Source organism: Alistipes sp. An31A (genome assembly GCF_002159425.1).
GTDB lineage: Bacteria > Bacteroidota > Bacteroidia > Bacteroidales > Rikenellaceae > Alistipes > Alistipes excrementigallinarum.
Genome location: NZ_NFIO01000003.1, coordinates 114793 through 140247 on the forward strand (window position 1 = coordinate 114793; position 25455 = coordinate 140247).

Here is a 25455-nt window from a genome sequence, read left to right on the forward strand (position 1 = left end):
CGTTTTAGGGGTTATTTATCGGTCCGGGGCAGCTCGACCTGCTTCCACTCCATCGTGGCGAACGAGCGGGCGTCGTTGCCGTTGCCGCTGTGGTCGCGGACGGTGTTGCCCTCGCCGTCGTCGAATTTCCAGTAGGCCACCAGTCCGTCGCTGGCCGGGTCTACCCAGTAGAAGTGGTTGGTCGCGTTGATTTCATCGGCGCTCAGCACGCGGTTCCAGATGCGCACCTCCGAGAGGTTGCCGGCAAAGTAGCGCTCGTCGGTGTAGGAGTAGCCGATGTGGAAGCCGCGCTTGCTGGCGGTCTCCAGGTAGGGCGGAACGTAGGTGCCCCAGTTCACCGCGCCGCTGCCGCACTTGCCCTCGGACTGCAGCACGCCGTTGACGTAGATGCAAATCTCGCCCGTCGACTGGTAGGTCACGGCGATGTGAACCCACTCGTTGGTGGGAATCGCCTTCGAGTCATCCTTGTCGGGGAACTTGGTGCTGCCGTTGACCACCTGCAGCTGTCCGGGGTTGTAGGTCGCGTCGCCGAAGCGCAGCAGGAACTTTCCCTCGATGCCCATCAGCGTCGAGATTTCGCGGTCGAAGTCCCGGGCGTAGACCAGCGCCTCGACGGTCATCGCCGTGAGGTTGTTCACCACGTCGGCATTGACCCAGTTGACGTCGAGGTAGTTTTTCTCCATTTCGCCCACGACGTTGATGAGCGCACCCTCGCGGAAGAGGTAGTAGAACGTGCGGCGGCTCTCGAGTACGGGCACCGTGGCACGCACGATGGTGACGGGCAGCACGTAGAGCTGCTGGCCGGGCAGCACGTCAAGCCCCGTGAAGGAGAGCTCGACGGGCACCGAGGCGACGCTTCCCGCGCCGATGACCGACTCGGTGGCCGAGAGCGTGTAGTTCTCGGCGGGCAGCGCGACGGCCTCGGCTCCGTAGGCGAGGTTGTAGTGGTCGACCAGCGACGGGTCGGCCGCGAACTCCACCTCGACGGCCTGCGACTCGGGCAGGGCCATGGCAGCCATCAGCTGCACCGTATAGGAGGGGACATCCTTCTTGAGCAGCAGCGTGGTGACGGTCGACTCACCGTCGAGGTAGAGCCGGTTGTCGAAGTGGTGCTCGTTGAGGTCCTCGTTCGCGCATCCGCCGGCCAGAAGCGCAGCGGCGGCGAAGGCTAAAGTCATGAATATGCGGTTCGACGTCATAATTCGGTAGTGGTTTTGGGCGCGTAGTTCATCAGGCCGATGGCCTCACGCGTATATTGGTAAATGCGATAGGGGTTGAAATAGTCGTACTGGAGATGGTTCACCGCCAGGCCCGACTTCGAGCAGCCGGCGTCGTAGCGATTCATCCAGCGGGCCACCTCGATGACGGCACGCCCCTCCTTGCCCTCCTCGGTCTGGAAGCGGCCGGTCTTGGTGTCTGCCGCATCGAGCGGCCACGACTCCACGCCGATGACAATCCGGTCCGAGGGGACGTTGTCGGTCAGCGCCAGACGGAGCGCACGGTCGAGGTCGGCAACGGTCGTCTGCGTGAACATCTTGAGGATGATGTAGTCGCACCCCTCGAGCAGCGAGGCGTCGGCCAGGTACTGGGGCGTTCCCTCGAAGAGCAGCATCCGGTCGGGATGGGCGGTGCGCCATGCGGCCACGGCCGCAAGGAAGGCCTGCTGGCGGGAGAGGTAGCTCTCCTTCTCCGCGTCGGGCATCTGCGTGGTGCTGCGGCCGTCGTAGGCGACGCTCACGCCGTCGAGCGCCCACGTATCGCAGAGCGCCATGACGCGGGCCACGTAATCGTTGCAGAAGAGCGTGAAGGCGTCGGCTGCGGGCTCCTGAGGCTGTTCGCCGCCCTCATCGCCGCCATCGCCACCCTCCTGGCCGGAGCCCTCGTCTCCGCCCTCTTCACCGCTCTCGTCGGCCGCGGGGGTCGTCTGCTGCTGCGCCTCGAAGGCCGCCTCGAGCTCGACGAAGCTGACGCTACAGAGCGTCCGCGTACCCATCCGGGTGCGGATTTCGGCCGCCTCGGCGGCCAGAGCCTCCGTGATGAGTTCGGGGTGCTGCAGCACGACGATGTCGATGCTGTCGGGCAGCACGGTCAGATGCTGGGAGCGGTCGCCCGGAAGGGCCACGTTGTCGAACCAGCCGATGAGCACCTTGTGTTCCGAAGCCTTGTAGTCGCGGATGGCCTGCATGTAGGCCTCGCTCTTCTCCACCTGGGGCTCCTTGATGGTCACGCTCTCCATGTCGGTCCACTCGCTGCAGCCGCCCAGAGCGAGCAGCGCGGCAAGCGAAAGGAGGGCGAAACGTCTGTTCATATTGAATTTCATATCAGTCTTGGATTCGTTTTAGGTGATTATCGAAGTTGCGGAAGGTCCTCCTTGCAGTCCCACCACAGGCGCGTTGCCATGTCGTCGCCGCCGTTGAGCCAGGAGGCCACGGCCTGACGCACGTTCTCTCCGTTGGTCGTATACTCGACCTGCGGATAGGGCATGCGGCGGGCGCCCATGCGCGAATCGACCTTGCCGTTGCTCTTGTTGCCCTCGGCCGTGGCCGGCATCATGAGCGGATAGCCCGTGCGGCGGAAGTCGGCCCACGCCTCGTTGCCCAGCTGCCAGTTGGCAATCCACTTCTGGGTGATGATGCGCTCCTGCTTCTCCTCGGTCGAGGCGCCGTCGTTCCAGGCGACGGTGATTTCGGAGATGGGCTCCGTATAGGTGTTCGTGCCGTTGGGGTCGCGGTAGTTCTCCGGCTTGGTCTGACCGGCGGCGTACTCCTCCCAGCCGGCGACACCCCACTGCTCGAACGAGAGGCGGATGCCTTCACGGTAAAACTCCTCGGCCGTGCCGGGACCCATGTCGAATCCGAAGACGGCCTTGGCCTCGGCCTTGAGGAAGGCCACCTCGGCGGCGTTCATCCAGTAGACGGGCGACGAGATGTCGCACTTGATGCCCGAATACTTGTGGCCGACGGTCACCAGCGAGGGAATCTGGATGCTGCGGCGCATGCCGACATACTGGTAGCCGCTCCACTCCGAGGGGATGAAGTAGGCCGGACGGCGCGGGTCGTTGTAGCCGTTCATGTAGCAGATGATGTCGGCTGCGGCGTGCGTGTCACCGCCCGTCTGGCAATCCTTGCCGTCGGGATGGTCGGCCGCCGTCACCGAGTTGTAGTTGATGGCCGTGTAGAGCGGGTTTCCCTTCTCGCCGAAGGCGGTCAGCATGGCGTTGTCGGCATTCGAGGTCATCACGCCCACCTCGCTCTTGACGGCGCTCTCGGCCATCTGCTGGGCCTTGGCCTTGTCGGCATAGACGATGCGCATGGCCAGACGCAGCTTGAGCGAGTTGGCGAAGCGGCACCACTTCTCGGCGCTGCCGCCGTAGATGTAGTCGGCCGTCGAGGCGATGGCGCCCGTGCGGTGCTCGGTCAGCACGCCGATGGCGTGGTCGAGCTCCTCGAAGAAACGCGTGTAGACCTCCTCCTGCGAATCGTAGGGCACCTGCAGCTTGCCGTCCTCACCCACCTTCGAGTAGGGAATCGGGCCGTAGGTGTCCGTAACGCGGCTCATGGCCGCAACCTTGATGACCTCGGCGATGGCCAGCGTGATGGGGTCGTCGGTCACGCGCTCCAGCTCGCGCAGGTTGGAGTAGAGCACCGGGATAATCTTGTCGCTGGCCAGGAAGACGTTGGTCCAGTCGTCCGTCGGGTTGAAGTTCATGATGGTGCCCGTGGGGAAGGAACCCGTCGTGGTGAAGTAGCCGCCCAGCGGGCCGCCCATCAGCACGTCGGTGAACTGGGCCGTATTGACGTCGGTCGAGACGACGGTGGTTGCAAGCGCCGTCAGCGTCGCGCCGATGATGTATCCGTCGGCCTGCATCTGGTCCTCGGTCGGCTCGTAGGGATTGCCGTTGATGTCCATGTAGTTGGCCGTGCAGGAGATGCCCGCTGCGGCAAGCAGGCAGACAAAGGGCCTGAATATGTGAAGTTTCATGGTTTTAGAATTTGAGTCTGAGGTTGAAGCCGATGTTGCGCAGCGACGGCATCATGAAGTAGTCGATGCCCTGGTAGAAGTTACCCGTCGTGGCGATGGTCTCGGGGTCGAACGGAGCCTTGCAGTAGAGCATCCACAGGTTGCGGCCCACGAGCGAGAGGGTGATTTCGCAGAGGTTGCCCAGCTTCTTGCGCGGAATGGTGTAGCCGATGGAGGCCTCCTGCAGACGGACGTTCGTCGCCGAGTAGGTGTAGTACTGCGGCACCGAGTTGCCGCCGCCGATGGCCGAATACCAGACGTTGGGGTCGACATAGTCGCCGCCGTTAATCATCACGGTGCCCGCATCGCGCGCCGCGGCCGAAGCCTCCGAAACGCCGTAGTAGTCGAGCATGGCCTGCGTACGCGAGAAGACGATGCCGCCCAGACGCGCCGAAATCATAAAGCCGAAGTGGAAGTTGCCCACGCGGAAGTCGTTGCGCCAGGCCATGTTGGCATCGGGCAGCACCGAACCCAGCTTGATGTAGCGGTCGACGTTGCCGATGGTCTCGGTGGCCAGCTTGCCGTCGGCATCGATGTAAATCGAGCCCGTCTCGTCGCGCTTGAGGTCGACGAACGAGTAGAGGTCACCCAGCGTGCCGCCCTCCTTGAGCAGGAAGTGCGCCGTACCCAGACCGTTCATGTCGAGCAGGTCGACCGAGAAGTGTTCGCCCGTCTCGGGGTTGACCACGTTGTTGGCCAGCGAGAGAATCTCGTTGCGGTTGGTCGAGAGGGTGTAGTTGCTATCCCACGAGAACTTGCCCCAGGTGTTGCTGTAACCCAGCGCCAGCTCGATACCGCGGTTGCGGATGTTACCCGACTGGATGTAGATGGTCGAGCTTCCCGAACCGGTCGACACCTGCGGGTCGAAGGTCTGGTCCTGCGTACGGGTGTCGTAGTAGGTGAAGTCGAGGTTGAAGTGCTTGAGGAAGCGCATCGTCAGACCCACCTCGAAGGACTTCGTCCGCTCGGGCTTCAGGTCATACATCGGGTACTGCGTCTTGGTGTTCCAGCTCAGGCCGCTGGCGTTCCAGCTGTAGCGCGGGTTGGCGATGAAGCGCTCGAAGGCGACGCCCACCGAGGCGTACGAGGCGCGCAGCTTGATGTAGGAGAGGTTCTTCGGCATGTTGGGGATAATCTCCGAGAGCACCACCGAGGCGCCGACCGAAGGATAGAAGAACGACGAGCGGTTCGAGTGGGGGCCCGCCAGCTGCGAAGGCCAGTCGTTGCGGCCCGTCAGCGTGAGGAAGTAGGCGTTCTTGAAGCCCACCTCGGCCGAGGCGAAGATGGACTGCGTCTGCTCGCGCCAGCCCTCCTGCAGACGCGTCGTGAGCGACGAGTTGCTCAGGTTCTGCACGTTGAAGACGTTGGCCAGCAGCGGCTTCTCGTCGGTGATGGAGCCGTCGGGGATGGGGCCGCGCACCTTCATGGCGTCGTAGCGCAGGTCGGAAATCGAGGCGCCGACGTTGGCCTGCAGCGACCAGTTCTCGCCGAAGGTCTTGTTGATGTTGACCAGCACGTCGCCGTAGACCTGCTTGTCCTTCGAGGTGGTGATGCCGTAGAGGCCGTTTCGCGACCCCTCGGTCAGCTGCGTGTTGGTCGAGGCGTAGAACTTCTCGGTGTAGTCCGTGTGGGCGTTGTCGACGCGCAGGCGGCCCGAAACCGAGAGCCAGTCGAGGATGTCGTAGGAGAGCTGCGCATTGAACATGTAGCGGTCCTTGCGGTTCTCGCGCAGGTTGCGGTAGTTAATCCAGTAGGGGTTCTGCATGGTCATGCCGGCGGCACCCACGGGCCAGTACTGCGTGTAGAGCAGGCGCGACATGTCGTAGCGCTCGTACATCTTCACGTCGTTCCAGTCGTTACCGCGCGGGAAGATGTAGGCACCCACCAGCGGGTTGTTGTAGACACCCTGGTTGGTCATGTTGCGGTCCTTCTGGATGACGTAGTTGGCGCTCACGTCGAGCGTCAGACGGTCCTTCAGGAAGCTGGTCGTATTGCGGAAGGTGAAGTTGTAGCGGTCGTAGCCGTTGTTGGGGACGATGCCGCGCGAGTTGACCGCAGCGGCCGAGAGGTAGGTCTGGTTCTTGTCGGTGCCGGTCGAGAAGGAGAAGCTCTCGGTGCCGGTCACGCCCGTCTGGAAGTAGTCCGACGCGGGGTCGTAGCCCATGTAGTTGGCCTTGTTGAGCCGTTGTCCCCAGCTGCGGTCAATCGACCCCTCGCTCGAGAGGAGGTCGCCCGTGCCGTAGCGGTTCTGGAACGACGGCAGCATGAAGGGGCTCATCACCTCGGTGTTGCTCGAGACGGTCACCGACGTGAAGCCGGCCTTGCCGCGCTTGGTCGTCACCACGATGGCGCCGTTGGCGGCATCCGAACCGTAGAGGGCCGCCGCTGCGGCGCCGTTGAGCACCGAGATGGATTCGATGTCCTCGGGGTTGATGTCGGCGATGGGGTCGGTCGTACCCTGCGAGGCGAACTCCGTGCCGCCGTCACGCGCCGTGGTGAACATCGGCACGCCGTCGATGACGTAGAGGGCGTTCGACGACTGCATGATGGACTTCTGACCGCGCATGACCACCTTCGAGGCGCCGCCGACGCCCGACGACGAGGCGTTGATGGTCACACCGGCCACCTTGCCGTTGAGCGAGTTGACGAAGTTGACATCCTTGCCGGCGAGCAGCTCCTCGGAGCTCACCTGCTGGACATTGTACGAAAGGGCCTTCTCGGAGCGCTTGATGCCGAGGGCCGTCACCACCACCGCGTCGACATCGACGGCCGACTCGCGCAGCGTGATGCGGATTTGGGTGCGGCTGCCCACGGCCACTTCGACCGGTTCGTAGCCCAGGTAGTTGACCGTCAGCACGGCCGACTCGGCGGGAGCCGGAACCTGGAGCGAATAGGAGCCGTCGACGCCGGTGCTCGTGCCGAGGGTCGTGCCCTTGACAATCACACTGGCGCCGATGACGGGGAGTCCCGCCCCGTCGACGACCTCACCTGTTACGACGACAGGGTTTTTGGACTTCGGAGCGGTCGGCTCCGCAGCCCGACGGGACAAGACGATGGAGGAGTTCTCTACGGCATAGCTGATATCGGTCGAACCGAAGAGCGTCGAGAGCACCGTGCCCAGAGGCATGTTGTCGACGTCGACCGATACGCGGCGCGTCACGTCGACGCTCTTGTCGTAGACGAAAAGATAGGTAGTTTGTTTTTCAATCGCATCGAGCACCTGCTCCAGCGGGGCATCCGTCGCCTTCAGCGTCACGGCCACGCGCTGCGCGTAGGCTCCGCCTGCGAAAAAGCAGCACAAAAGTGCCAATACAGGCAAGAACACGAAGGCTCTTGCTTGCCTTTTCATTTTCATATTTCAAGGTTTAAGTTGGTTAGTGTGTTCCCGCCGGGCGGCTCCTCGAATGTCTCCGCGCGGGGGAGACGGTCCGCACGTCGCGGCGTGCGGCACGGAATTGTTTCAAATGGGTGTAGTTCGTTTCTTCTTACATAGGCGTTCGTCTCGGTTTTTCGTTATTATTTTTTCTGTCTGTCATATTCTTTCGCATGCATCCGCCGCCTCCCCCCGGGGTTCAGCGGATGTAGATAACGTCGCCACTCTCGCTGCGCTCGCAGACGAAGTCGGCGCTGCGCTGCAGCACCCACAGGGCGTGGTCGAGCCCCTCCGAGATGCGGATTTTGCCCGTGAAGCGGTTCGACGAGAAGTCGCGCCCGGGCGCCACCACGATGCGTACGTCGTAGTACTTCTCGAACTCCTCAATCAGCTCGCCGAACGAGGCGTCGCGGAAGGCTATCAGGCCGTCGCGCCACTGGAAGTTCTCGTAGTCGGGAATCCGCCCCACCACGAGGCGGCCGTCCACCTGGCTCACCTGCTCGCCGGGCTGCAGCTCGACCTGACGGTCGCGGTCCACCACACGCACGCGCCCCTCGACGAGCGAGGTGACGAACTTGTCGCTTGCGGCATGCGCCTCGACGTCGAATTTCGTACCGAGCACCTCGACGTCGCAGGCGAAGGTCTCGACCACGAAGGGGTGCTTCGCATCGTGCGCCACCTCAAAGAAGGCCTCGCCGTCGAGCCGCACGCGGCGCTCTCCGTCGGAGAAGAGGGCCGGATAGCTCAGCTCGGAGCAGGCGTTCATGCAGACCTTCGTGCCGTCGGGCAGCACCAGGTCGACCCGCTGTCCGGCCGGAACCGAGACGGTATTGCCCGCGCCCGCCAGACGGTTGTGGCCGAGCTGTACGTAGAGGGCCGCCGCGCCGAGCGTCACGAGCACCACGGCGGCATAGCGGAGCAGACGACGGGCCCCGCGGAGCAACTGCATCCGCGGACGGCGCGCCGCGGCACGCTCCGCATCCGTCAGCATCAGCATCGAGTCGAAGAGGCAGCGCTCCGAGAGCAGCTCGCGGCGGCTTTCGGGGTTGCGGTCGATTTCGTCGAGCAGGCGTTGCTCCTCCTCGACGGAGGTCTCTCCATTGAAAAAGCGGTAGAGCAGTTCTTTGTCCATAGTCACACTAATAACACCGAAAGGCGCCCTTCCCCTGAAAAAAAGTCGGATTTTTTTCGGATGCGGGCGCCCGGCGGCAGCTCCACGAGGAGCAACTATTTGTCAATCAGCAGAAAAAGCATGAGAAGCGGAAGATAGTCCTTGAGCGAGACGCGCAGCGAGCGCATCGCCTTCGAGATTTCGAACTCGACGCTCTTGACCGTCGTTCCCAGAGCGGCGGCAATCTCCTTGTAGCTCTCGCCGCGGAAGCGGCTGCGGACGAAGACCTCGCGCGTACGGTCAGGCAGGCGGTCGAGCGTCTCGTTGACCAGCCGCCGGGCCTCGTCCGAGAAGAGCTGCGCGGGTTCGCACGCCTCGAGGGTCGAGATGCGGAGTTCGAGCATCCGCGCGCCGTGCGAATGGAGGTGCTCCTCGGCGCGCAGGCGCACCTGACGCGCGCGCAGGTGGTTGAGGCACTTGTTGCGGACGATGACCAGCACGTAGGGCGGGAGGCTCCGCTCCGAAAGGAGGGCACGACGCTCCCACGCCGCCATGAAACTCTCCATGACGATGTCCTCGGCCACGGCCGCATCGGTCACATACGACGCGGCAAAACGGATGAAGCGCGGCCTGTACTCCCCGAACAGGCGGTCAAAGGCCGCGAGGTCCAGCATTTCGCCTGAAGAAACCGACTCCATACCCATCTCTCCTTTCTCTTCGCGCGGGGCATCTCCCCCACTGCACAGGTCCGGGCTCCGGGCCCCGGCCGGAGCGTTGCGTCGACTCCCGACCGGATGCGGATGCTCCGACCTTATGTATTATAACACTTCAGCAGGCAAAACTCCTGACGCCACCCGCCACTTTTTTTTCAGACAAATGCATAAAAAAGAGGAAAAAGCCCCCTCGAAAGGGAGCTTTTCCGCAAATTCGCAGCGTGTGCCGGCCGCACGGGCCGCCGCACAGCGGCTCTATTTCGCCTTCGACTCGCAGTAGGCGCAGCGGCACGTGCCGTCGGCGTGGCGCCGGAAGAGCTGGTCGACATCCTCCGTCGCCGAGATGCAGCGTCGGTTCGGGCAGACCAGCTCGTTGACGATGTACTCCTCGTCGAAATGGGGCGTATGGTCGAAGGGCTTGTTCTCGTCTGCCCACTTGAGCAGCGTGTAAATCAGCGCCATACGGACGAACTTGCCGTTCTCGACCTGGCGGAAGTAGGCCGCACGCGGGTCGTTGTCGACCGCACGCGTGATTTCGTTCACGCGCGGCAGCGGGTGGAGGATAATCATATCCTTGCGGGCCGTCTTCAGTTTGTCGGGGTCGAGCACGAAGCTGTTCTTCACGCGGTCGAACTCCTCCTCGTCGAGGAAGCGCTCCTTCTGCACGCGCGTCATGTAGAGGATGTCGAGCTCGGGCATCACCTCCTCCATGGTGCGCACCTCGTGGAACTCCAGCTTCGAGTTGGCGCTCATCTCCTGCAGCATGTAGTCGGGCAGGCGCAGCTCCTCGGGCGAAATCAGAATCACGCGGATGCCCTCGTAGCGCGAGAGCGCCTTGATGAGCGAGTGCACCGTGCGGCCGAACTTCAGGTCGCCGCAGAAGCCGATGGTCAGGTGGTCGAAGCGCCCCTTCTCACGCTTGATGGTGAGCAGGTCCGTAAGCGTCTGCGTCGGGTGGGCGTGGCTGCCGTCACCGGCGTTGATGACCGGGATGCCGGCATACTGCGACGCCACCAGAGGGGCACCCTCCTTGAAGTGGCGCATGGCGATGATGTCGGCGAAGCAGCGGATGACGCGCACCGTGTCGGCCACGGTCTCGCCCTTCGATACGGAGGAGGAATTGGCGTCCGAGAAGCCGATGACGGTGCCCCCCAGCTCCAGCATGGCCGACGTGAAGCTCAGACGCGTACGCGTCGAGGGTTCGTAGAAGAGCGTCGCCAGCTTCTTTCCCTTGCAGGCTTCGCTGTATTTGGCGCGGTTGGCGATGATGTCCTCGGCCAGCGCCACAATCTGTTCGGTTTCGGCGACCGACAGGTCGGTCGGGTCTATCAGATGTCTCATATCAGGCAATCAGCAATTAGCGGGTTTCACATTGTGCAGCGGCAGCCTCTCAGCGCTGCATCCAGCTCTCGTCCGAGGGGTTGTCGCGGAAGCGGAGCAGGCGCGCCTTGTCCTCGGGCTGGATGTAGCCCTCGTCGGCAGCCACCTCCACCAGGGCGTCGAGGTTCGAGAGGCTGTAGTTGACCACGCCGGCCTCCTTGAGCCGGTCCAACCCTTTCTTCATGCCGTAGGTGAAAATCGAAGCGACGCCCAGCACCTCGGCACCCGCCTCGCGCAGCGCGTTGACCACCTCGATGCAGGAGCCGGCCGTCGAGATGAGGTCCTCGATGACCACCACCTTCTGGCCCTTCTCCAGACGGCCCTCAATCTGGTTGCCGCGTCCGTGGTCCTTCGAACCGCTGCGGACGTAGCCCATCGGCAGGTTGAGAATCGTCGCCGTGATGGCGGCATGGGCGATTCCGGCCGTCGAGGTACCCATCAGCACCTCGGCCTCGGGGAACTTCGTGCGGACAATCTGCGCGAGGCCCTCCTCCACACGACTGCGCACGACGGGGGCCGTGAGGGTCAGCCGGTTGTCGCAATAAATCGGGCTCTTGATGCCGCTCGCCCACGTAAACGGCTGCTCGGGGCGCAGGAAGACCGCGCCGATTGAGAGCAAATCCTTGGCAATTGATTTCTCCATCTTCTCCATCTTGATATTTCTCTTGTTCCGGTTCTTGTCAGCTGCGCTCCTGCAGCGGGGCACCCGCACCGCACCGCGGTCCGTCGCCGCCCCGCCCGCGTGCTACGCCTCGAGCGCCTTGCGCAGCACCGCCTCCACCTCGTCGGGGTAAATCCCCCCTTCGTGGAGCTTCTCGCCTCCCACATAGAAGGTCGGCACGTAGTAATAGTCGTAACGGTCGGCCACTTCGGGCTCCTCCGACTCCTCGACGAGCTCGATTTCGACGGCCGCCAGTTCGGGGTGGGCCGCCTTCGCCTCGTCGATGTAGCGCAGCGCCCGCTTGCAGAAGGGGCAGTTGCGCAGGTAGAACAGTTTTACGGGTTTCATACGTCTCTCTTCAACAGTTGTCTGCGGGGCGTCTCCTCGGAGCCGCCGCTTCTCGGACAGCACCGCAAAATGTGCGCCGAAGGGCCCGGTCCTCCGTCACTCCCCCGCCCCGGCTATTCGCCCAGGAACTCGGCCACGCAGCGGCGGTAGGCTGCCACGGGGTCCGGTGCGGCCGTGATGGGGCGTCCCACCACGATGAAGTCGGAGCCGATTTCGCGGGCACGGGCCGGAGTGGTCACGCGCACCTGGTCGGCCACGTCGCCGTCGGCGAAGCGCACGCCCGGCGTTACGGTCAGGAAGTCACGGCCGCACGCCTCGTGGACCATGCCCGCCTCGAGCGGCGAGCAGACCACGCCGTCGAGCCCCGCCTCCTTCGTATTGCGGGCATACTGCACGATGGTCTCGTTCATCGAGGCTCCGATGAGCAGCTCGCGCTGCATGCGCTCCTCGCTCGTCGAGGTGAGCTGCGTGACGGCAATCAGCAGGGGCCGCGTGCCGTCCTCGCGCGTGAGCCCCTCGCGGGCGGCACGCATCATCTCGATGGTGCCCGCCGCATGGACGTTGCACATGTCGACGTCGAGCCGCGACAGGACGGCCATCGCCTTGCGCACCGTATTGGGGATGTCGTGGAGCTTCAGGTCGAGGAAAATCCGGTGGCCCCGGCGCTTGATTTCGCGCACGATGAAGGGACCCTCGGCGTAGAAGAGCTCCATGCCGATTTTCAGAAAAGGTTTGCGCGCTTCGTCACGGAACAGGTCGAGGAACCGGAAGGTATCCTCCGCCGACTTGAAGTCGCAGGCAATGATGACGTCGTGTTGCATGGTATTGGTTGTTATGCTTTTTGTCGTTTTGTTTCGTTTTCGCTCTTTGCGCGGCAGGCCGCCGCCTTCAGCCGCAGGGACCGCACGGCGCGGTACCGCACTGCAATATTACGCAAAATCCGCCGTTTGCGCAACCCTTGCGCCTCCGGTCCGTCTTCGGTCAGCCTCCGTTTCGCTGCCCCCAAGCCGCATCCCGCCGCATCCCGCCGCGTTCCGCTACCCTTCCGTCGCATCCCGGCTCAGGTCCGCCACCTCTCTGTCGCACCCTGTTCCGTTCCGCCACCCTTCGGCGGCGTTCCGAGGCGCCGGTCCGGAATCGGTCGGCACGGCGGCTCCCCTTCCGGGGATTACTCGGCGCAGCCGATGATGTCGCTCAGGCGCTCGATGCCGAGCCGCTCCATCTCGACGGGCAGCGCCTCGACAATCTCCTTCGAGGCGTAGGGGTTCACCAGATTGGCCGCCCCGACCTGTACGGCCGTGGCTCCGGCCATCATCATCTCAATCACGTCGCGGGCCGACTGCACGCCGCCGCACCCCATCACCGGAATCCGGCATGCGCGGGCCACCTGGTAGACCATGCGCAGGGCCACGGGGAAGATGGCCGGTCCCGAGAAGCCGCCCGTCGTGTTGGCAAGGACGGCCCGGCGGCGGCGCGTGTCGATGCGCATGCCCAGCATCGTGTTGATGAGGCAGATGCCGTCGGCGCCCGCCTCCTCGCACGCCCGGGCAATCGAGACGATGTCGGTGACGTTGGGGCTCAGCTTGATGAAGACCGGCTTGGTCGTGACGGCCTTGACGGCACGCGTCACCTCGGCCGCAGCCTCGGGCGAGGTGCCGAACGACATGCCGCCGTGGCGCACGTTGGGGCACGAGACGTTGACCTCGATGATGCCCACCTGCTCCTCGCCGTCAATGCGCTCGCAGCAGTAGGCGTACTCCTCGACCGAGAAGCCCGAGATGTTGGCGATGACCGGCTTGTGGAAGAAGGTGCGCAGCCGGGGCAGCTCCTCCGAAATCACGGCGTCGATGCCGGGATTCTGCAGCCCGACGGCATTGAGCATGCCCGCCGTGCACTCCGCGATGCGGGGCGTGGGGTTGCCGAAGCGCGGCTCGCGCGTCGTCCCCTTGAAGGAGAACGAGCCGAGGATGTTGATGTCGTAGAATTCGCGGAACTCGTTGCCGTAGCCGAAGGTTCCGCTGGCCGGAACGACCGGATTGTCGAGCCGGAGCCCGCAGAGTACAACCGAGGTGTCTTTCATCAATCGTGCATTTGTTTCGAAGCCCGGAATGCCGACGCATCCGCCGCTTCGTGGTATTCACTCTATGTATCCGGAGGGAGGCGCTACCAGAGAATCTCCTCTTTGAGCAGCACGGGGCCCTCCTTGCAGATGCGCTTGTTGCCCGTGAGGGTCTTGCAGCTGCACCCCATGCATCCGCCGAAGCCGCAGCCCATCCGCTCCTCAAACGAAAGCTGGCCCGAGACGCCGGGGGTAGCCTCGCAGAGCGCCCGCAGCATGGGCAGCGGGCCGCAGGCGTAGAAGTAGTCGAAGGCGGGCACCTCGGCCGCGATGGCCGTCGTGACGAAGCCCTTCACCCCCAGCGAGCCGTCCGCCGTAGCGATGTGGACGTTGCAGCCCAGCGCCCGGAACTCATCGGCATAGAAGAGCTCCCGCGCGGTGTTGAAGCCCAGCACCACCTCGACCGGAAGCCCGCGGCCGCGCAACTCGCGCGCCAGCGCATAGAGCGGGGGAACCCCCACGCCGCCGCCCACGAGCAGCGGACGGCTCGCCTCGTTGCGCGTCGAGAAGCCGTTGCCGAGCCCCGTCAGCAGGTCGAGCCTCTGGCCCGGCTGCATGCGGCTCATCCGGGCCGTACCGTCGCCCACCACCTTGTAAATCAGCGTCAGCGTACGCCCGTCCCAGTCGCAGACCGAAATCGGACGCCGCAGGTAGTGCCCCTCGAGGGCGATGTTGACGAACTGCCCCGGGCGCGTAATCCACTCCGTATCGCCCCCGAGCACCATCCGCCATACGGCGTCGGTGAGCGGTTCGTTCCGCAGAATCTCGTATATGCCTTTCTTGTACATCTTCTCTCTGTTGTCTTGGCTCCGCGCCGTGCGGCATGCGCCCCGGGAGCAGGCCCGCCCCCGGAGTCACCGCCGCGGACTACTTCGCGTCGATGGTCGAGACGCCGAAGGTTATCTCCTCGAGCACGTCGAGCAGCACCTTGACCGTTTCGAGCGCCGTGAAGACCGTGACGTTGTTCTCGACGGCCGTGCGGCGAATCTCGTAGCCGTCCAGACGCGTATTGTGCTGGTTGATGTCAATCGTGTTGATTACGTAGCTTACATGGCCCTGGCGCAGCGCATCGATAATCTCGGTGCTCCCCTCGCTCAGCTTGCGGCGCGTCCGCGTGCGGATGCCGTGGCTGCGCAGGTAGGCCGCCGTGCCGGTCGTCGCCTCTATGTTGAAGCCCAGGTCGTAGAAGCGGCGGATGAGCGGCAGCGCCTTCTCCTTGTCGGCGTCGGCGATGGTGACGAAAATCGTCCCGTAGTTGCAGACGTTCATGCCCGTAGCCTGCAGCGCCTTGTAGAGCGCCCGCGTGAGCTTGTCGTCGTAGCCGATGGCCTCGCCCGTCGACTTCATCTCGGGCGAGAGATAGGAGTCCATGCCGCGGATTTTGGCGAACGAGAAGGCCGGAGCCTTGACGTACCAGCGCTCCTTCTCACGGCCGTAGACCTCCGTGATGCCCAGCTCGCGCAGCGTCTTGCCAAGAATCACCTGCGTGGCGATGTGGGCCATCTGCACGCCCGTGGACTTCGAGAGGAAGGGCACCGTGCGCGACGAGCGCGGGTTGACCTCGATGACGTAGACATCCTCCTCGCCGTCGAGGATGAACTGGATGTTGTAGAGACCCACGATGCCGATGCGCAGACCCAGACGCACCGTGTAGTCGATAATCTTCTCCTTGGCCCGCTTCCCGACGCTGAAGGTCGGATAGACGCTGATGGAGTCGCCCGAGTGGATACCCGTCCGCTCGACATGCTCCATGATGCCGGGGATGAAGACATCCTTGCCGTCGCAGATGGCGTCGACCTCCAGCTCGCGGCCCATGATGTAGCGGTCGACCAGCACGGGCGAATCCTCGTTCACCTCGACGGCCGTCTGCAGGTAGTGGCGCAGACGCTCCTCGTTCGAGACAATCTGCATGGCGCGGCCGCCCAGCACGTAGCTCGGACGCACGAGCACCGGGTAGCCGATGCGTGCCGCGGCGCGTACGCCCGCCTCGATGTCGGTCACCGCCTCGGCCTCGGGCTGGGGAATGCCCAACTCCTCCATGATTTTCTCGAAGCAGCCGCGGTCCTCGGCGTTGCGGATGGCGTCGCAGTCGGTGCCGATGATGGGCACGCCCAGCTCGGCAAGCGGCTCGGCAAGGTTGATGGCCGTCTGGCCGCCCAGCGAGACGACAATCGCCTTGGGGTGCTCCAGATGGAGCACGTTCATCACATCCTCGACCGTCAGCGGCTCGAAGTAGAGCTTGTCGCTGGTCGTATAGTCGGTCGAGACGGTCTCGGGGTTGTTGTTGATGATGATGGCCTCGTAGCCCGCCTCACGAATCGACCAGATGGCATGCACGGTCGAGTAGTCGAACTCGACGCCCTGGCCGATGCGGATGGGGCCCGAACCCAGCACGACAATCTTCTCGCGGTCGCTCACTACCGACTCGTTCTCGTCCTCATAGGTCGAGTAGAAGTAGGGCACGTAGGAGGAGAACTCACTGGCGCACGTGTCAATCATCTTGTAGACGGGGAAGATGCCGTGCTGCTCGCGCAGGCGGTACATGTCGTGCTCCGAGAGGCCCCACAGCTGGCCGATGTACTTGTCGCTGAAGCCCATGCGCTTGGCGTCGCGCAGCGTCTCGATGTCCTTCGGATGGGCCGCCACGACGCGCTCGAACTCGACGATGTTCTTGAACTTCTCGAGGAAGAACATGTCGATTTTCGTATTGTTGTAAATCAGCACCAGGTCGATGCCGTTGCGGATGAGCTGGGCGATGGCGTAGAGGCGGTCGTCCGTACCGTCCTTGATATACTCCAGCAGCCGGTCGCTCGTCCACGAGTCGAACTTCTTGTGGTAGATGTGGCAGACGCCCGTCTCGAGCGAGCGGACCGCCTTGAGCAGCGACTCCTCGACCGTACGGCCCACCGACATCACCTCGCCCGTGGCCTTCATCTGGGTGCCGAGCTTGTTCGAGGCGTCGGAGAACTTGTCGAAGGGGAAGCGGGCGATTTTGGTCACCACGTAGTCGAGCGTCGGCTCGAAGCTGGCCGGGGTGTTGGCCAGCTGAATCTCGTCGAGGGTCAGACCCACGGCAATCTTGGCGCTCACGCGGGCAATCGGATAGCCCGAAGCCTTCGAGGCGAGGGCCGACGAACGCGACACGCGGGGGTTGACCTCAATGAGGTAGTACTTGAACGAGAGGGGGTCAAGTGCGAACTGCACGTTGCAGCCGCCCTCGATTTTCAGCGCGCGGATGATTTTCAGCGCCGAGTCGCGCAGCATCTGGTACTCGCGGTTGGTGAGCGTCTGGCTCGGCGCCACCACAATCGAGTCGCCCGTATGGATGCCCACCGGGTCGATGTTCTCCATGTTGCAGACGGCGATGGCCGTATCGTTCGAGTCGCGCATCACCTCGTACTCAATCTCCTTGTAACCCTTGATGCTCTTCTCGATGAGCACCTGGTGCACCGGCGAGAGGAAGAGCGCATTGCGCATCATGTCGCGCAGCTCCTGCTCGTTGTCGGCAAAGCCGCCGCCCGTACCGCCGAGCGTGAAGGCGGGACGCAGCACCACGGGATAGCCGATGCGGGCAGCCACCTCGACGCCCTCCTCGATGGTGTTGGCAATCTCCGAGGGGAGCACCGGCTCGCCCAGCGACTGGCAGAGCTCCTTGAAGAGCTCGCGGTCCTCGGCCCGCTCGATGGATTCGAACGAGGTGCCCAGAATCTCGACCTGGCACTCCTCGAGGATGCCCTTCTTGGCCAGCTGCACCGCCAGGTTGAGGCCCGTCTGACCGCCCAGACCCGGGACAATCGCATCGGGACGCTCGTAGCGGATAATCTTGGCCACGTACTCGAGCGTCAGCGGCTCCATGTAGACCTTGTCGGCGATGTGCGTGTCGGTCATAATCGTGGCGGGGTTGGAGTTGGCCAGCACCACCTCGTAGCCCTCTTCCTTGAGCGCGAGGCACGCCTGCGTACCCGCATAGTCGAACTCCGCGGCCTGACCGATGACAATCGGGCCCGAGCCAATCACCATTACCTTCTTGATATCCGTTCTCTTAGGCATTTTTGTGCTCCTCCATCATTTTAATGAACTTGTCGAACAAATAGGCGCTGTCCTGCGGACCCGGCGCGCTTTCGGGGTGGTACTGTACCGAGAAGACCATCTCTTCGGGGCACTCGATGCCCTCGGCCGTATTGTCCAGCAGATTGATGTGGGTCAGCCGCAGCGGCGTACCCTTCAGCGAGTCGATGTCCACGGCGTAGCTGTGGTTCTGGCTCGTGATTTCGATTTTGCCCGTTGCGAGGCACTTGACCGGATGGTTGCCGCCGCGGTGGCCGAACTTCATCTTGAAGGTCCGGGCGCCGTAGGCCAGGGCCACCATCTGGTGTCCCATGCAGATGCCGAAGATGGGCAGACGGCCCTTGAGCGCGCGCACCTTCTCGATAACGGGCGTCACGTCGGCCGGGTCGCCGGGGCCGTTCGAGAGGAAGATGCCGTCGGGACGGAAGGCCAGAATCTCCTCGACCGTCGCATCGTAGGGCACCACCGTCACGTTACACCCCTTCTCGTTGAGCTTGCGGATGATGTTGTACTTGATGCCGCAGTCGATGGCCACCACGTCGTAGCGGTGGTTGGGCGTACGCGAGAACCAGCGCTTGCGGCAGCTCACGCGGGCCACCATGTCGTGCGGCAGGGCGTAGGCGCGCAGCCGCTCGAGCGCCTCCTCGCGGGGGGTCGAGGCATCGGTGATGATGACCTTCTGGCTGCCCTCGTCGCGGATGATGCGGGTGAGCGTACGCGTGTCGATGCCCGAGATGGCGGGGATGTCATACTCCTCGAAGACCTCGTTGAGCGTCTTCGTGTAGCGGAAGTTCGAGGGGATGTCGTTGTACTCGCGGACAATCATGCCGCCGATGGTGGGGAACTTCGTCTCGTAGTCCTCCTCGGCCGTGCCGTAGTTGCCGATGAGCGGGTAGGTCATCACCACCATCTGGTCGGTGTAGGACGGGTCGGAGAGAATCTCCTGGTAGCCCACCATCGAGGTATTGAAGACAATCTCGTTGATGGCCTCCCTGTCGGCACCGAAACCGTAGCCATAGAACTCGCGTCCGTTCTCCAGCACAATTTTCTTGGTAAAGGGTTTCATAGGAATTTTCGTTCTGGCCTCTCGCAGCCTTTATATTTGTTTTTGTCGTTTGTCGTTATTCGCAGCCTCCCGGCGCATCGCACCGCGCCGCCTCGCTGTTCCACCGCCTCGCCGTTTCACCTTGCCGCCGCGTCGCAGCCGCCGCACGGCCGTCGCAGCCGTATCACTGCCGCCTCCGTCGTCTCACTGCCGCGCCGTCGTCTCCGGAGTATCCCGGTGCGACCCCGATGTAGTCCCCGTGCGACCCAGGTGTAATTCCAGTGCGGTCCCCGTGCAGCCTTGGCCGGCTCCCGGTGTGGTCCCCGTGCAGCCCCGGCCCCGGGCGGGTCACTTCGTGAAGGAGGGGTCGCGGTAGGCTTCGCGCCCATCGACCACCGTAAGCATCGTACGCCCCTCGACCCGCCAGCCGGCGAAGGGGGTTGCATGCCCCTTCGAGAGGAAGTGCCCGGGGTCGATGTCGTACGAGGCGCCCAGGTCGATAACCGTAAAGTCGGCCGGAGCCCCCGCCTGAAGGCCGCCGCCGAGGCGGAAAATCCGCCGCGGGTTGAGCGACATGAGCGCCACCAGACGCTCGAGCGTCAGCACACCCGGCTTGACCAGATAGGTATAGAGCAGCGGGAAGGCGCATTCGAGTCCGACGACGCCCATCGCGCTGCCGGCCAGCCCGCGCGCCTTCTCCTCGGCCGTATGGGGGGCATGGTCCGTCGCGATGACCTCGATGGTGCCGTCGAGCACCCCTTCGCGCAGCGCATCGCGGTCGGCGCGGCTGCGCAGGGGCGGATTCATCTTGAAGCGTCCCTCCTCGTGCAAATCCTCGTCGCAGAGCAGCAGGTAGTGGGGCGCCGTCTCGCAGCTCACGGCAAGACCGCGAGCCCGTGCGCGGCGCACCAGCTCGACGCTCTCGCGCGTCGAGACGTGGCAGACGTGGTACTGGCACCCCGTGCGCTCGGCCAGCGCGATGTCGCGCTCGACCTGCCGCCACTCGCTCTCGGACGAGATGCCCCGATGGCCATGCTCATGGCAGTAGTCGCCGTCGTGGATGTATCCGCCGCGCAGCAGCTCGTCCACCTCGCAGTGGGCGACAATCGGCTTGTGAACCGCCGCCGCACGACGCATCGCCTCCTCCATGAGCGCCTCCGACTGCACGCCGCGGCCGTCGTCCGAAAAGCCGACGACGTAGGGGGCCAGCGCCGCGAAGTCAACCAGCTCGCCGGCTCCGCGCTGCCCCATCGTGATGCAGCCGTAGGGCAGCACCTTCACCCGCGCATCGCGGCGGATGATGTCGAGCTCGACGCCGAGCGTTTCGGGCGAGTCGGGCGCCGGATTGAGGTTGGGCATGGCGCAGACGGTCGTATAGCCGCCGTGGGCCGCAGCCGCCGTACCGGTGGCCATGGTCTCCTTCTGCGGGAATCCGGGCTCGCGCAGGTGGACATGCACGTCGACCAGTCCGGGCAGCAGGTGCCGTCCGCCGAGGTCGACCACGGCGTCGCAGCCCGCCGGGTCGCAGTCGGGGCCGATGCCGGCGATGCGCTCCCCGTCGACGACCAGGTTGCCCGTCACGAAGCGTTCGCCGTCGAAAATCGAGGCATTGCGGTACAGAGTTCTCATCGGAGTGTAAAAAAATAGGGCAACCGAAACAGTTACCCTAAATAAAACAAAACGCCCGAAAACGGAAGAGAATGGAACCCCGAATGCTCCTTTTGCAGCCAGACAGCGTGTGCCGCGAATATGTTCGGAGTCCAGTTCATGCGTTACGGGTTGTTACAAATCAACTGCAAAGATAGGGCTTTTCGCGGGGAGTGCAAAAGTTTTCGTCATTTTTTTGTCGAAAGCGGGGCTACTCCCCGTCGACGACAATCAGGTCGATGCCCGCCTCCTCGATGAGCGCGACGGTCTGCTCCGGAAGCCGGGCGTCGGTCACAATCACGTCGACATCCTCCAGCGAGCAGATGCGGCCGAAGCCCCGCTGCCCGAATTTCGACGAGTCGACCACCAGGATGCTCCGCGAGCAGGACTTCATCATCTTGCGCACGAGCTTCGCCTCGTCGATGGTCGAGGTGGTGATGCCGTATTCGAGGTCGATGCCGTCGGCCCCGAAGAAGAGCTTCGAGCAGATGCAGTCGTCGAGTCCGCGCGACGCCTCCTCGCCCAACACCGAGAGCGATGTTTTGTGGATGCTGCCCCCCAGCTGGACCACATGGACCTGCTCCGAATCGTTGAGCAGCACGCCCAGCCGCAGGAAGGGGGTCACGATGTTGAGGTTCTGCCACGTGCGGCGGCGAATCTCCTCGCCCAGCGCGAAGACGGTCGACCCCGACGAGAGGATAATCGAGTCGACGGGCTCGACCAGCTCGACAGCACGCGCGGCGATGCGGCGCTTGGCCTCGGGGTTCATCGTATCCTTGAGGTGCACGTCGGTGTCGGCCACGTGGGGATTGGTCGGACGGGCGCTGCCGTGCACCTTGTAGAGCAGCCCCTTGCTCTCAAGAATCTTGACATCCTTACGAATCGTCACCTTCGTCACTCCCAGCTGATTGGCCACGTCGGTGATGCGGACAAATCCGTATTTGTTCAAATTGTCGAGAATGTACTTGTGTCGTTCCGCAATACTTAACATAAATGCCGGTCTGATTCGTTTATTTTTATAAACAAATATAACAAATTAATCGAAATAATCAAAAAAATGCCCGAATCTGCACAGATTCGGGCACTCAGGCACTCCATCGGGACGCCTTATATGCTATATGCAAAGTGCGGTCTTCGGGCGCATCAGTTCGACTGCCCGGCCTGCGGCTCGTCATAGCCGTCGGCGCGCGCGCGCCACATCAGCAGGAATACCGCCATGCCGACGAGCGCCATGGCCAGAATCCCCACGTAGGCCAAATCCCAGCCGTAGTGCTGGGCCAGGTAGCCCAGGCCGACACCCGAGACGAGCGTGCTGGCGTAGCCGAACAGCCCCGTCAGGCCGTTGGCCGTGGCGGCGGCATGCTTGGTGGCCTGGTTGGCCGCCGCAATGCCAATGAGCGCCTGCGGGCCGTAGATGCAGAAGCCGGCGGCGCACAGCGTGGCGAAGAGCAGCCATACGGGGGCGTCGGCGGGGAGCCTCCAGAAGAGGAAGACGAAGAGCGCCGCACCCGCCATGCAGAAGACGCACGTACGGTGGGCGCGCCCCTTGAGCCAGCGGTCGGTGGCCCACCCCGCGAAGACCATGCCGGCGATGCCGGCAATCTCGAACATCGCCACCAGCCATCCGGCATGCTCCATGCTGACCCCCTTCGACTGGCTCAGCAGCGAGGGGCCCCAGTCGAGCACCGAGAAGCGGACGACGTAGACGAAGAAGTTGGCGATGCCCAGAATCCAAATCAGCGGGTTGCCGAAGACATGCTTGCGCAGGAAGGCGCGGTATTCGGGCCCCTTGGTGGCTGCGGCATCCTTCTTGTCCTTCGTCTCGGTCCCCTCCAGCTCGGGAAGGCCCACCGACGAGGGGGTGTCGCGCAGGAAGATGGCCAGCGCGATGGCTCCCGCGAAAGAGATGCCGGCCGGAAGCCAGAAGCACCAGCGCCAGGCCCCCGTATGGGAGGCTCCGACGCCCATGTTGCCCATGATGTAGCCGCAGAGAATCACCACCAGTCCGGCGCCAATCGAGTGCGAGGTGTTCCACCACGACATCTTCGTGGCCAGCTCGGTGGGGGGCACCCAGTGGGTCAGCAGCCGCGCGCAGGGCGGGAAGCCCGTCCCCTGCAGCATGCCGTTGACCACCCACATGATGCCCATGAAGAGTATCATCGTGTTGGTGAACTGCGTGCCGTCGTGTTCGCCCGTAAGCCAGTAGGAGACATCTTCGCCGAATCCGAAGGCGAAGTTCGAGAGGGCGCAGAGCGCCAGACCGATGGACATGTACCAGCGGGCGTTCATGCGGTCGGCCAGCACGCCGTTGACGAAGCGCGAGAGGCCATAGACCACTCCGTTGAGCGTCAGGAAGATGCCCAGACTCGTCTTGGAGATGCCGAGGTCGGCCTCCAGACCGGGCATCGCAAGCGAGAAGTTCTTGCGCACGAAGTAGAAGAGCGCGTAGCCCACCATCGTGGCGATGATGGTGCGCGTCTGCCAGTACTTGAAGCGCTTTTTCTGTTCGGGTGTCATTTCGGAATGAAAGTTTTTTCGATTTCGGTGAACAAAGATAAGAATTTCGCTTCGAATCGCGAAGCAAACCCTTCAAAAATATCTCCGGATGCCCCGAAAATCGGCCGCACGGCCCACAGCCGCACCCCCGTTGTCCCGCCGGCAGAGTGGTCCGATGCGGGGCAAACCTTCCGAAAAAGTTGCAAAAAGGCAAATTATCACCTATCTTTGGGGAGCTTTTGCCCCTCCCGCCCCGACCGCATGCAGCGCAATGAGGCGGCGGGCTGCGGAGTGCGGCCATGGTGCGGCCCGAGGTCGTCCGGGCTCCTCCTCCCGGGAGTACGGGCCTTCGGCACGGTATGCGGAAATGAAACATTTCGAAACCGGACGACTTCCCCGCAGGCCGCAGGACCGGAGAGCCGGGCTCCGACGCCCCGCCCCGCCGGAGCTGCGCAGCTAACACCGGAGCGCCGCACCGCCCGACGGCGGCAAGGCCTCGCAACAACGAACAAACACACCTCAACAACGATGAAGGAATTTCACGAATACCGCTCCGTCTACACCCACGACGAGTTGATGGAGCTTCTGCGCCGCATCCGTCACGTGGCGCTCGACATGGACGGAACCATCTACATGGGCATGTCGCTCTTCGACTGGACGCAGCCCTTCCTGGCCGAACTCCGCGAGCTGGGCATCGGCTACTCGTTCCTGACCAACAATCCCTCGAAGTCGATTGACGACTACCTGCGCAAGTTGGAGTCGCTCGGCATCCACGCCACGCGCGAGGAGATGTACACCACCACGCTGGCCACCATCGACTACCTGCACGAACACCACCCCGCCGCCCGCCGTCTCTTTCTGCTGGGCACACCCTCGATGGTCGCCGAGTTCGAGGCCGCGGGGTTCATCCCGACGGCCGACTCGCCCGACGACCGGCCCGACGCCGTCGTCGTCGCCTTCGACATGACGCTCCGCTACGAGCGGCTCTGCCGTGCGGCGTGGTGGATTACGCAGGGGCTCCCCTACATCGCCACCAACCCCGACCGCGTCTGCCCGACCGACCAGCGGACCGTACTGGTCGACTGCGGCTCGATTTGCGCCTGCCTGGAGCACGCCACCGGACGCCGTCCCGACATCACGCTGGGCAAGCCCGACCCCAACATGCTCTCGGGCATCCTCGCCCGCCACGGACTGCAGCCCGACCAGATAGCGATGGTCGGCGACCGCATCTACACCGACGTGCAGATGGCCCACAACGCCGGAGCGATGGGCGTACTGGTGCTCTCGGGCGAGACGACGCTCGAGGTGGCCGACCATGCCGACCCGCAGCCCCACCTGACGGCCGACAACATCGGAACGCTGGGCCGCCTGCTGCGCGAGGCGCACCGCTCGTAGCTCTGCCGGCATCACCCCTGGAAAAACGACTACGGTCCGCACTGCGGTGCGGACCGTTCGTTTTATCCATTGCGGAGCCTCTGCCGCCAGCACCCGCGCCCGGCCCCGGTTCCCAGCCTCAACACCCGGGCAGCGTCTATCATAGGCCCGACCTATCACACCATAGATAATACCGAACTCTTGCGAGGCGCTGCGATTCGTTCGGGGAGCAAAAATGCACTATCTTTGCCCCTTGAAAGAAAAACACGACACAACCATGGATTCCAACATACTCTACCCGCTGCTGATGACCCTCGGCGCCGGTCTGGCGACCGGCATCGGCAGCGCCATCGCCTTCTTTACGCGCCGGACCAACAAGCGGCTGCTCTCCTTCTCGCTCGGGCTCTCGGGCGGCGTGATGATTTACGTCTCCTTCGTCGAGCTCTTCCAGCAGTCGCAGCTCGCGCTGACGGCGGAGTGGGGCCAGCGGCCCGGAACTGCGATGACCGTCCTCTGCTTCTTCGCCGGCATCCTGCTCATCGGCATCATCGACCGCCTGGTCCCCTCGGTGGAGAACCCCCACGAGGCGCACCGCGTCGAGGAGATGGAGGAGCAGCCCCGCAACCCGAAGCTCATGCGCATGGGGGTGATGACGGCCCTCGCCATCGCCATCCACAACTTCCCCGAGGGCATCGCCACCTTCACCACGGCCGTCGACAACGCGACGCTCGGCGCGGCCATCGCCGTAGCCATCGCCATCCACAACATCCCGGAGGGCATCGCCGTCTCGATTCCCGTCTACTACGCCACGGGCGACCGCGTGAAGGCCTTCCGCCTGTCGCTCCTCTCGGGCGTGGCCGAGCCCGTCGGAGCGCTGCTGGCCTGGCTGGTGCTCATGCCCTTCATGTCGACAACGCTCATGGGGTGCATCCTCGCGGGCGTGGCCGGCATCATGGTCTTCATCTCGATTGACGAGCTGCTGCCGGCAGCCCGCGAATACGGCGAGGCGCACATCTCCATCTACGGCGTGGTGACCGGCATGGCGGTGATGGCCGTCAGCCTGCTCATGCTGGGCTGAGCCGGCGCGGCGCACAACCCCT

Annotated in this window: 19 protein-coding genes; 2 read left to right on the plus strand and 17 right to left on the minus strand. The window is 63.8% G+C overall.

Annotated features, from left to right (window positions below):
• Positions 1 to 11: 11 nt before the first annotated feature.
• From B5F90_RS04100 to B5F90_RS04180, 17 genes are all read right to left on the minus strand, one after another.
• Positions 12 to 1199 carry a DUF1735 and LamG domain-containing protein gene (locus B5F90_RS04100; RefSeq protein ID WP_234025697.1) on the minus strand — a complete coding sequence of 396 codons (1188 nt, stop codon included), beginning with the start codon at positions 1197 to 1199 and terminating at the stop codon, positions 12 to 14.
• Positions 1196 to 2320, minus strand: a complete 1125-nt coding sequence (locus tag B5F90_RS04105) for a glycoside hydrolase family 18 (protein WP_087361464.1) — start codon at positions 2318 to 2320, stop codon at positions 1196 to 1198. The genes B5F90_RS04100 and B5F90_RS04105 overlap by 4 nt, the downstream gene beginning before the upstream one ends.
• A 26-nt stretch (positions 2321 to 2346) precedes the next feature.
• Positions 2347 to 3981, minus strand: a complete 1635-nt coding sequence (locus tag B5F90_RS04110) for a RagB/SusD family nutrient uptake outer membrane protein (protein ID WP_087361466.1) — start codon at positions 3979 to 3981, stop codon at positions 2347 to 2349.
• Positions 3982 to 3985: 4 nt separating this feature from the next.
• Entirely contained in the window at positions 3986 to 7375 is a 3390-nt protein-coding gene (locus B5F90_RS04115; RefSeq protein ID WP_239307740.1) for a SusC/RagA family TonB-linked outer membrane protein, read from the minus strand.
• A gap of 217 nt (positions 7376 to 7592) precedes the next feature.
• Positions 7593 to 8525, minus strand: coding sequence for a FecR family protein (locus B5F90_RS04120; protein WP_087361470.1), 933 nt, complete (start codon positions 8523 to 8525; stop codon positions 7593 to 7595).
• Between the two features lie 95 nt (positions 8526 to 8620).
• Entirely contained in the window at positions 8621 to 9202 is a 582-nt protein-coding gene (locus B5F90_RS04125) for an RNA polymerase sigma-70 factor (RefSeq protein WP_087361473.1), read from the minus strand.
• Positions 9203 to 9472: 270 nt separating this feature from the next.
• Positions 9473 to 10558, minus strand: a complete 1086-nt coding sequence (gene pyrB, locus B5F90_RS04130) for an aspartate carbamoyltransferase (RefSeq protein WP_087361475.1) — start codon at positions 10556 to 10558, stop codon at positions 9473 to 9475.
• Between the two features lie 49 nt (positions 10559 to 10607).
• Positions 10608 to 11240 (minus strand): orotate phosphoribosyltransferase, encoded by a 633-nt coding sequence (gene pyrE, locus B5F90_RS04135; protein ID WP_087361716.1) that lies wholly within the window; start codon positions 11238 to 11240, stop codon positions 10608 to 10610.
• Between the two features lie 102 nt (positions 11241 to 11342).
• Positions 11343 to 11606, minus strand: a complete 264-nt coding sequence (locus B5F90_RS04140) for a glutaredoxin domain-containing protein (RefSeq protein ID WP_087361477.1) — start codon at positions 11604 to 11606, stop codon at positions 11343 to 11345.
• Between the two features lie 113 nt (positions 11607 to 11719).
• On the minus strand, positions 11720 to 12427 hold the full coding sequence (gene pyrF / locus B5F90_RS04145; protein WP_087361479.1) for an orotidine-5'-phosphate decarboxylase: 708 nt from the start codon (positions 12425 to 12427) through the stop codon (positions 11720 to 11722).
• A gap of 347 nt (positions 12428 to 12774) precedes the next feature.
• Positions 12775 to 13686, minus strand: a complete 912-nt coding sequence (locus B5F90_RS04150; protein WP_087361481.1) for a dihydroorotate dehydrogenase — start codon at positions 13684 to 13686, stop codon at positions 12775 to 12777.
• A gap of 83 nt (positions 13687 to 13769) precedes the next feature.
• On the minus strand, positions 13770 to 14513 hold the full coding sequence (locus tag B5F90_RS04155) for a dihydroorotate dehydrogenase electron transfer subunit (RefSeq protein ID WP_087361483.1): 744 nt from the start codon (positions 14511 to 14513) through the stop codon (positions 13770 to 13772).
• A 79-nt stretch (positions 14514 to 14592) separates the two neighbouring features.
• Entirely contained in the window at positions 14593 to 17775 is a 3183-nt protein-coding gene (gene carB / locus B5F90_RS04160; RefSeq protein WP_087361485.1) for a carbamoyl-phosphate synthase large subunit, read from the minus strand.
• Positions 17768 to 18859 carry a glutamine-hydrolyzing carbamoyl-phosphate synthase small subunit gene (carA, locus tag B5F90_RS04165; protein WP_087361487.1) on the minus strand — a complete coding sequence of 364 codons (1092 nt, stop codon included), beginning with the start codon at positions 18857 to 18859 and terminating at the stop codon, positions 17768 to 17770. The genes carB and carA overlap by 8 nt, the downstream gene beginning before the upstream one ends.
• Before the next feature lie 327 nt (positions 18860 to 19186).
• Positions 19187 to 20467: a dihydroorotase gene (locus B5F90_RS04170; RefSeq protein WP_087361489.1), complete on the minus strand. Its 1281-nt coding sequence runs from the start codon at positions 20465 to 20467 to the stop codon at positions 19187 to 19189.
• 229 nt (positions 20468 to 20696) lie between these two features.
• Positions 20697 to 21476: a DeoR/GlpR family DNA-binding transcription regulator gene (locus tag B5F90_RS04175; RefSeq protein WP_087361491.1), complete on the minus strand. Its 780-nt coding sequence runs from the start codon at positions 21474 to 21476 to the stop codon at positions 20697 to 20699.
• A 152-nt stretch (positions 21477 to 21628) separates the two neighbouring features.
• On the minus strand, positions 21629 to 23002 hold the full coding sequence (locus B5F90_RS04180) for an MFS transporter (protein WP_087361493.1): 1374 nt from the start codon (positions 23000 to 23002) through the stop codon (positions 21629 to 21631).
• A 507-nt stretch (positions 23003 to 23509) separates the two neighbouring features.
• Between B5F90_RS04180 and B5F90_RS04185 the strand changes: the two genes are divergently transcribed.
• Together B5F90_RS04185 and zupT are read left to right on the plus strand one after the other, a co-directional pair.
• A complete protein-coding gene (locus B5F90_RS04185; protein WP_087361495.1) occupies positions 23510 to 24376 on the plus strand; it encodes an HAD-IIA family hydrolase in 867 nt (288 codons plus the stop codon).
• 256 nt (positions 24377 to 24632) lie between these two features.
• Positions 24633 to 25433 carry a zinc transporter ZupT gene (gene zupT / locus B5F90_RS04190; protein ID WP_087361497.1) on the plus strand — a complete coding sequence of 267 codons (801 nt, stop codon included), beginning with the start codon at positions 24633 to 24635 and terminating at the stop codon, positions 25431 to 25433.
• Positions 25434 to 25455 lie beyond the last annotated feature (22 nt).

Bases quoted from the DNA above. Each gene is read 5' to 3' on its own strand.
- B5F90_RS04100 (WP_234025697.1), bottom strand. From the start codon at position 1,199: ATGACGTCGAACCGCATATTCATGACTTTAGCCTTCGCCGCCGCTGCG.
- B5F90_RS04105 (WP_087361464.1), bottom strand. From the start codon at position 2,320: ATGAAATTCAATATGAACAGACGTTTCGCCCTCCTTTCGCTTGCCGCG.
- B5F90_RS04110 (WP_087361466.1), bottom strand. From the start codon at position 3,981: ATGAAACTTCACATATTCAGGCCCTTTGTCTGCCTGCTTGCCGCAGCG.
- B5F90_RS04115 (WP_239307740.1), bottom strand. From the start codon at position 7,375: ATGAAAATGAAAAGGCAAGCAAGAGCCTTCGTGTTCTTGCCTGTATTG.
- B5F90_RS04120 (WP_087361470.1), bottom strand. From the start codon at position 8,525: ATGGACAAAGAACTGCTCTACCGCTTTTTCAATGGAGAGACCTCCGTC.
- B5F90_RS04125 (WP_087361473.1), bottom strand. From the start codon at position 9,202: ATGGAGTCGGTTTCTTCAGGCGAAATGCTGGACCTCGCGGCCTTTGAC.
- pyrB (WP_087361475.1), bottom strand. From the start codon at position 10,558: ATGAGACATCTGATAGACCCGACCGACCTGTCGGTCGCCGAAACCGAA.
- pyrE (WP_087361716.1), bottom strand. From the start codon at position 11,240: ATGGAGAAATCAATTGCCAAGGATTTGCTCTCAATCGGCGCGGTCTTC.
- B5F90_RS04140 (WP_087361477.1), bottom strand. From the start codon at position 11,606: ATGAAACCCGTAAAACTGTTCTACCTGCGCAACTGCCCCTTCTGCAAG.
- pyrF (WP_087361479.1), bottom strand. From the start codon at position 12,427: ATGCAACACGACGTCATCATTGCCTGCGACTTCAAGTCGGCGGAGGAT.
- B5F90_RS04150 (WP_087361481.1), bottom strand. From the start codon at position 13,686: ATGAAAGACACCTCGGTTGTACTCTGCGGGCTCCGGCTCGACAATCCG.
- B5F90_RS04155 (WP_087361483.1), bottom strand. From the start codon at position 14,513: ATGTACAAGAAAGGCATATACGAGATTCTGCGGAACGAACCGCTCACC.
- carB (WP_087361485.1), bottom strand. From the start codon at position 17,775: ATGCCTAAGAGAACGGATATCAAGAAGGTAATGGTGATTGGCTCGGGC.
- carA (WP_087361487.1), bottom strand. From the start codon at position 18,859: ATGAAACCCTTTACCAAGAAAATTGTGCTGGAGAACGGACGCGAGTTC.
- B5F90_RS04170 (WP_087361489.1), bottom strand. From the start codon at position 20,467: ATGAGAACTCTGTACCGCAATGCCTCGATTTTCGACGGCGAACGCTTC.
- B5F90_RS04175 (WP_087361491.1), bottom strand. From the start codon at position 21,476: ATGTTAAGTATTGCGGAACGACACAAGTACATTCTCGACAATTTGAAC.
- B5F90_RS04180 (WP_087361493.1), bottom strand. From the start codon at position 23,002: ATGACACCCGAACAGAAAAAGCGCTTCAAGTACTGGCAGACGCGCACC.
- B5F90_RS04185 (WP_087361495.1), top strand. From the start codon at position 23,510: ATGAAGGAATTTCACGAATACCGCTCCGTCTACACCCACGACGAGTTG.
- zupT (WP_087361497.1), top strand. From the start codon at position 24,633: ATGGATTCCAACATACTCTACCCGCTGCTGATGACCCTCGGCGCCGGT.